This window comes from Desulfatiglans sp., assembly GCA_012513605.1.
Lineage (GTDB): Bacteria > Desulfobacterota > DSM-4660 > Desulfatiglandales > HGW-15 > JAAZBV01.
This window is the reverse complement of the sequence record JAAZBV010000123.1, coordinates 37,501-44,101: the sequence shown is the minus strand read 5'-3', so window position 1 is coordinate 44,101 and position 6,601 is coordinate 37,501. Positions and strand designations below refer to the sequence as shown.

At 43.8% G+C, this 6,601-nt stretch carries 4 protein-coding genes; all 4 read right to left on the bottom strand.

The features are described from left to right. Nucleotides 1–296 precede the first annotated feature (296 nt). Complete coding sequence (locus GX654_16695) at nucleotides 297–1,217, bottom strand: hypothetical protein (GenBank protein ID NLD38500.1); 921 nt, start codon at nucleotides 1,215–1,217, stop codon at nucleotides 297–299. A gap of 76 nt (nucleotides 1,218–1,293) precedes the next feature. Beyond that, nucleotides 1,294–2,934 carry a hypothetical protein gene (locus GX654_16690; GenBank protein ID NLD38499.1) on the bottom strand — a complete coding sequence of 547 codons (1,641 nt, stop codon included), beginning with the start codon at nucleotides 2,932–2,934 and terminating at the stop codon, nucleotides 1,294–1,296. A 47-nt stretch (nucleotides 2,935–2,981) separates the two neighbouring features. Next, nucleotides 2,982–4,610: an alpha-D-glucose phosphate-specific phosphoglucomutase gene (locus tag GX654_16685; protein ID NLD38498.1), complete on the bottom strand. Its 1,629-nt coding sequence runs from the start codon at nucleotides 4,608–4,610 to the stop codon at nucleotides 2,982–2,984. Nucleotides 4,611–4,706: 96 nt separating this feature from the next. After that, the gene (locus GX654_16680) at nucleotides 4,707–6,359 is read right to left on the bottom strand and encodes an FAD-dependent oxidoreductase (protein ID NLD38497.1); all 1,653 of its coding nucleotides are present in this window, start codon (nucleotides 6,357–6,359) and stop codon (nucleotides 4,707–4,709) included. Between the last annotated feature and the right edge of the window lie 242 nt (nucleotides 6,360–6,601).

Genomic DNA, 6,601 nt, shown 5'->3' with positions numbered 1-6,601 from the left:
TAAATATGATTAGTAATAGTAACTGTTTGACTCTTTTCATAGAATACAAAAAATAAAACATCATTCTTCTCCGGATATTTTTTAATTTTAGTGAAATTTATTTTATTTATCAGGATGCATCAACCTGGTAAAAAACATTTGCACTCTATGTTTTATAAGGAGTAAGTCAAGAAAATTTTATGCTTTTGCAGGGCTGGAAATTATTTCTGACCGGTATATATCTCGTAGAGACAAGGCATGCCTTGTCTCTACCATGCGTGGGGTAAAACCCCATACAGTTGATTCAAGCGATTTTTTTATTTCATATCACCATATATCTTTTCTTTGTCACCGCAGTTAAAGATAATAGATAGTACAATGTGAGGGTGCCTGAAATTTTTCCATTTCATTGGCCCCATCTTTACACCCTTTGGCAGCCATACTGAAGAGGTCGAGTTGACTGTATACTGTTTGCCGCCGAGTTCGAATTCTATCTCTGCGCCAAGGTCATTTGGGCGAAAAGGGTTGCCCCCCAGGTGCACCAGGAGTTCATCATAGTCATGGGCATGTTCTCTTGGGTCTGTTTCAGGTATGCCGGTTATCCAGCTTAAGTTTATGTATGAGTATGCCTCAGGTACAAGTTCACTGCTCATAAGCGTCATGCTTTTGCGGTTTTTAAGCCCCTGCCCAACCTCAAAGAGATACTTCTTTGTCCCGAACAGGGAATAATCCCTCTTGTCATTATCGGCCTTTACTGGGAACTCCTTCTTTGCCTCGGCAACCCCGCTGTCTCCCCATGCCTCCTTCAGGTTTCCAACACCTATCATGATGCCGGTCATAAAATGTGGCTTGATATCGGGTCTTTTACCGAATACCCTTTTATAGTGGAGCGGGCCGTGTGGTATCCCTTTGGGAATAAACATTGCGGCTGTCCTGTTTATTGTTACAGGCTGCCCTGCCACATAAAAGTCAATCTCTGCCCCAAGGTATTCAGGGTTATCAGGGTCACTGCCTATCAGCATTACCAGTTCATCAAATCTCCGGTGGTTCATCTCAAACACCCCAGGATTGGGCTCCGGTATGTCATAAATCCATCCGCCCTCCATGTAATTGTTAGACCCCGGTATAAGATTGTCACTGATCATCGTCATACTCGGGATCTGCCGGTTCATAATCGCGGGGATCACCTCTCCATCAGGAAAACGGGCTATTAACTTTTCATAATCGATGTTTGCCATTTTATCCTCCTTGTCATTAACAGGTTACAGGGCAATAATTAACTTAAAATATCTCAATAGGCTAATAAAAAATGATTTACTGTATATTCATGAGCCTCTTCAACTGCTTCAACCCCTTATCGCCTTTATAGAGGCTTGCTGTATTGCCATCTGCTGAATGATCCTTCTCCGCATAAACCATAACATCAAATGGCCTGTATTCATTCCTTACATAGTATTCAAGGATGTCATCGGCGCTCAGTGTCAGGGTGCCCATCCTTTTTACGAGGTCAAAATTATATTCGCCCCTTGAATTTAGCGCCCTGTATATCACCTCTGTACAGCAGAGATATGAGCCATCATTGAAATCAAACTTGAAATCATAGTCTGCGCCAAGCAGTGCAAAGGTGATGGTGAGTGCCTCTTTGATCTCCGCTGTCGATAGCCTTGGCCTTAAGACAACCATCCTGTTGATGTGGGTATCAAGCAGGAGGTCAAGGGAATTAAATATAACACCCTCTGCAACCGCCTCTATAACATCTGCCTTAAGACCTGACTCAAGAAGTTCAGTGTTAAAATCCGCTTCAAGTTTTTTGACATTTATGCCTGCAATGAGGGCTTTAGGAATATCTACCAGCCCTGTCTCCTTTCTTGCAGATGTATCACCCACATAGGTGATCCCATGTTTGAATGAGCCAGGTAAAAAGATATTGCTCATGTACCCGGCAGTATAGGTGAGTATAATGTCACCCGGCCTTAAAATGGAGTGGAGTTCTCTCTTCTGCTCCTCTGTAAATTTGATAGGCCATGTAAGAGGGATCTTTATATCACTGACATTGGAAAAAAGAAGCCCCCTGATTGCATAGAGATTATCACCTACCTTGTTCTTCAAGTTATCTGCAAGCTTGAGTATAAACGTATGCCTGAGTCTGTTTGCTGTTTTAGGTAAGAGCAGGGATTTCTTTTTAAGGATAAAGGTGATCCTCTCATCTGTCTCTTTATATAGATAGCCTATCCGGTCAATTACAGCCTGATATTCGGGGTCAGCGCTGTAGATAGTATAAAGCACTGAAGAGGTGTCAGCCTTCTCATTATTAAACAGCACCCATGCAACCTTGATAGCCTCCATGTGATCAATAGAGGTGAGGCTTGAAAGAAGCATATCATATGTGCCAGCCTTTATCTCAGACCTCGGATATGCCTCATTAAGTTTACGTTTGCCAGCCGGTTCATCAATAAAAGTGGTTACAAGCAGAGATGTGTATGATGTGAGATGCAGCCCAGCGCTGTAGCCGATGATGAATCCCTTTGTCTGTGTCTCAGGGGTTGTGAAATGCTCCCTGTAATCCTTGTAAAAAGAGACGATCTCCCAGAGGGTGCTCCTGATCATGCGATACCTGAAAAGGATATTTTCTATCCTGTCATGCTCCTCAGGCGGGAAATAGTCTATTGTCCACACCTTTGAGTTCTCCCTCATCTCCAGCATCTCTGATTTTAAAGACTCAAGCTCTTTGGATAATGTATCAAGTCTTTTCAGATCTTTTGACAGTCTTATATCTTCACTCCTGATATTTTGATGATGGTTATCTTCTCCTGAAGAACTTAAACTATGGATCCGGGTTTCCTTATTTTTATCAAGGGATGTTTTTAAGGAACGGGCAAAACATGATAGGGAAAGTAAAAGCGTAAGGATGAAAATCAGTGAAACAGGTATTGTTTTATTAAAGTGTCGTATCATGTCTGCCGATCCCCAGTTCTTAACAGGATAATTTGAAATTCAGAATACTAATCCCCGAATATAAGGGGCAGGGCCTCGTCATAGATCCTCTGCCAGAGCCCTTTACCCTCAAAGCTTTCAATATATATCTTCATTTTGGGCTCTGTGCCTGAGGGTCTTAAGGCAAACCATGAGCCGCCTTCAAGGGTAACCTTTACTCCGCCAATGGATGCATTGTTACCGGGCGCATTTGTCATGATGTTGAGTATCTTTTTTCCTGCGACTCTATCTGTTTTGATGTTGTCAGGTTTGAGCCCCTTTAACACCCTTTTCTGTTCATCAGATATGGCACCGTCTTCCCTCTTATAAAATGGTTCGCCGTGTGCGGGAACAAGGATGTTTTTATAAATATCAGAGGGGCATTTCCCTGTTTTTGCGAGTATTTCCGCTGCCAGAAGGGTCATGCAGAAGCCATCCTTATCTGTTGTCCATGTTGATCCATCCATCCTTAAAAAGGTTGCGCCTGCGCTCTCTTCACCGCCAAATGCAACCTTTCCATCAAGCAGCCCCTGAACAAACCATTTAAAGCCCACAGGCACTTCATATAAACCCTTGCCAGAGGCATTAACAACCATGTCAATCATGCTGCTGCTTACAAGTGTCTTACCTATGGAGATATCCCTATTCCAGCCCGCCCTGTTTTTAAGAAGGTACCAGATGGCAACAGAAAGATAGTGGTTGGGGTTCATGAGGCCATCAGGGCATACAATACCGTGCCTGTCAAAATCAGGGTCATTACCCCATGCAATATCATATTTATCTGACATGGCTATAAGACCAGCCATTGCATAGGGTGAGGAGCAGTCCATCCTGATCTCACCATCAGAATCAAGGGTCATAAACCTGAATGTCGGGTCTGTCTTTTTATTGACCACATCTATATCAAGGCCGTAGAGCTCTGCCAGTGGCATCCAGAAACCTGTGCCGGCGCCACCCATTGGGTCAGCGCCGATCCTGATGCCTGCATCCTTTATCAGCTTTATATCAACAACATCGGACAATGACCTGATAAATGGCATCATAAAATCCTGCTCATGCACATTCTCTTTTTTGCAGGCGGTTTCATATGGGACCCTTTTTATACCGGTTCCTTTATTTTTTATAAGTTCGTTAGCCCTTGTCTGTATCCAGTCAGTGGCATCCACATCAGCAGGGCCGCCGCTAGGCGGATTGTATTTAAACCCGCCATCGCCCGGAGGATTATGTGATGGGGTAACAACAACGCCATCTGCCTGATGCCTTTTATCCTGTTTATTATGTTCAAGTATAAAAAATGAAATTACAGGCGTTGGTGTGAACTGATCATCCTTATGGATGATGGTCTCCACATCGTTTGCGGCAAATACCTCAAGGGCGGTCCTGAATGCAGGCATGGAGAGGGCATGGGGGTCAAAACCCATATAAAGGGGCCCGTTAACCCCTTTTGATCTGCGGTATTCACATATGGCCTGTGATGTTGCTGCTATATGAAGATCGTTAAATGTGCCCTTGATGGATGATCCCCTGTGGCCTGATGTCCCGAATGAAACAGGGCCGGATAGATCACTTGTATAATATGCTGAAACAAGTTTATCCGGATCGATCAGTACCGATTCAGGCGCGATCTTGCCTGCAAGCTCATGAATTGCAGATGCCATTATAATGTCTCCAGAAAAAAATAATACTTTAAATACGTCAACATCAATTATACTTAGGTAGTGTCCATCCAGAATTTGTCTCTTTATGGATGCACACTACTTCGCAGTTACCCTGTAGGTCTTGTACCCCCCGCTCAGGTTTCTTGATTTAAAGCCATTCTGCACAAGTATCCTGTGGCCCAGATAGCCTCTCAGGCCTATGGCGCAGAAGGGGATATAGCTTTTTGTCCTGTCCAGTTCCGTGAGCCTTCCCCTGAGTTCGCTTAAGGGGATATTGATTGCCCCTTCAATAGTGCCTGATTCATCAAGCTCATTTTTGTCCCTCAGGTCTATGAGTATCTCATTTTCATTATCAATATCCTTCAGGTCATCCCAGTTGACTGTCTGAACATCACCTTTAAGGATATTTGCGGCAACAAAACCGGCTATATTGACCGGGTCTTTTGCGGATGAAAAGGGCGGGGCATATGCAAGTTCAAGCTCCTCAAGGTCATCTACTGTCATAAAAGCGTATATGGCAGTAGCGAGTACATCTATCCTTTTGTCTACCCCTTTCCCGCCGATTATCTGTGCACCGAGTATCCTTCCGCTGCCAGGTGAAAAGAGAAGCTTGATGGCCATCATCTCTGCGTCAGGGAAATAACCTGCATGTGACCCTGAGTGGGTATAGCTTACCAGATAGGGCGTGTTATTCTGTTTCAGGGTCTTTTCGTTATTACCTGTAGAGGCGACAACCAGATCAAATATCTTTGCCACAGTAGTCCCCATGGTTCCTCTGAATTTTGCGTTCCTTCCCATGGCATTGTCTGCCGCTATCCTCGCCTGCTTGTTTGCCGGCCCTGCGAGTGCGGTCATTACAGGAAATCCGGATACATAATCCCTGACCTCTACAGCATCACCAACCGCGTATATGTCAGGGTCTGATGTCCTCATGCCGGAATCCACAACTATACCACCGCGTTTTCCTGTATTAAGGCCGGCGTTTTTTGCAAGTATGCTTTCCGCCCTGATGCCGATGGAGAGTATAACCATATCGCATTTGACTTCCACTCCCTTGCCGGTTGTCACCCTGACCTGGTTTCCTGACATGGAAAAGGATTTCACCCCGTCTCCCAGTATAAGGCCAACCCCCTTTTCCTTTAAATGGGCATGCACAATAGCAGCCATCTCATAATCGACAGGCGCCATGACCTGATCAAGCATCTCTATAATGGTAACCTTTATACCCCTTAATGCGAGGTTTTCAGCCATTTCAAGACCAATAAACCCGCCACCTATTATTACTGCTGACTCAGGATTTTTTTCATCAACATGGGCCTTTATAAGGTCAGAGTCAGGGATGCTTCTTAAGCTGTAGATATTTTTTATGTTTATCCCTTCAAGGGGCGGCCTCAAAGGTTCAGCCCCTGGCGAGAGTATGATCCTGTCATAGCTCTCTTTGTAGGTCTTTCCGGTTTTTATCTCCCTTACAGTAACCTCCTTACGGTTCCTGTCTATCTCAGTAACCTCGGAAAAGGGTCTTATATCTATGTTATATCTTGCCTTAAATGCCGCGGCTGTGGTCACCAGCAGGCTTTCCCTCTCTTTTATTATTTTGCCGATGTAATAGGGCAGGCCGCAGTTGGCAAATGAGATGTATTCGCCCCTCTCAAAAAGGATTATCTCTGCGGTCTCATCAATTCTTCTTGCCCTGGATGCCGCTGTTGCACCTCCGGCAACTCCCCCGATTATCAGCAGTTTTTTTGACATTTTTATACCTCCATAATTTATGGGCAGATAGACAAATATTAAGTAAATATACAGTTAAATAACTTAATTTTACAATTTTAAAGATACAGGCGATAAATATAATATTAATATTCTATTTATTCAACAGCTCTTTATGAAAAACATGGTACAGTAGGCGTAAACCATATTTTTTTATTGCATTTTCAAGCAGTTTGGTTTATTTGAAACGTGTTGTTTTATTGTACCTGAAGGAAACGCAATGT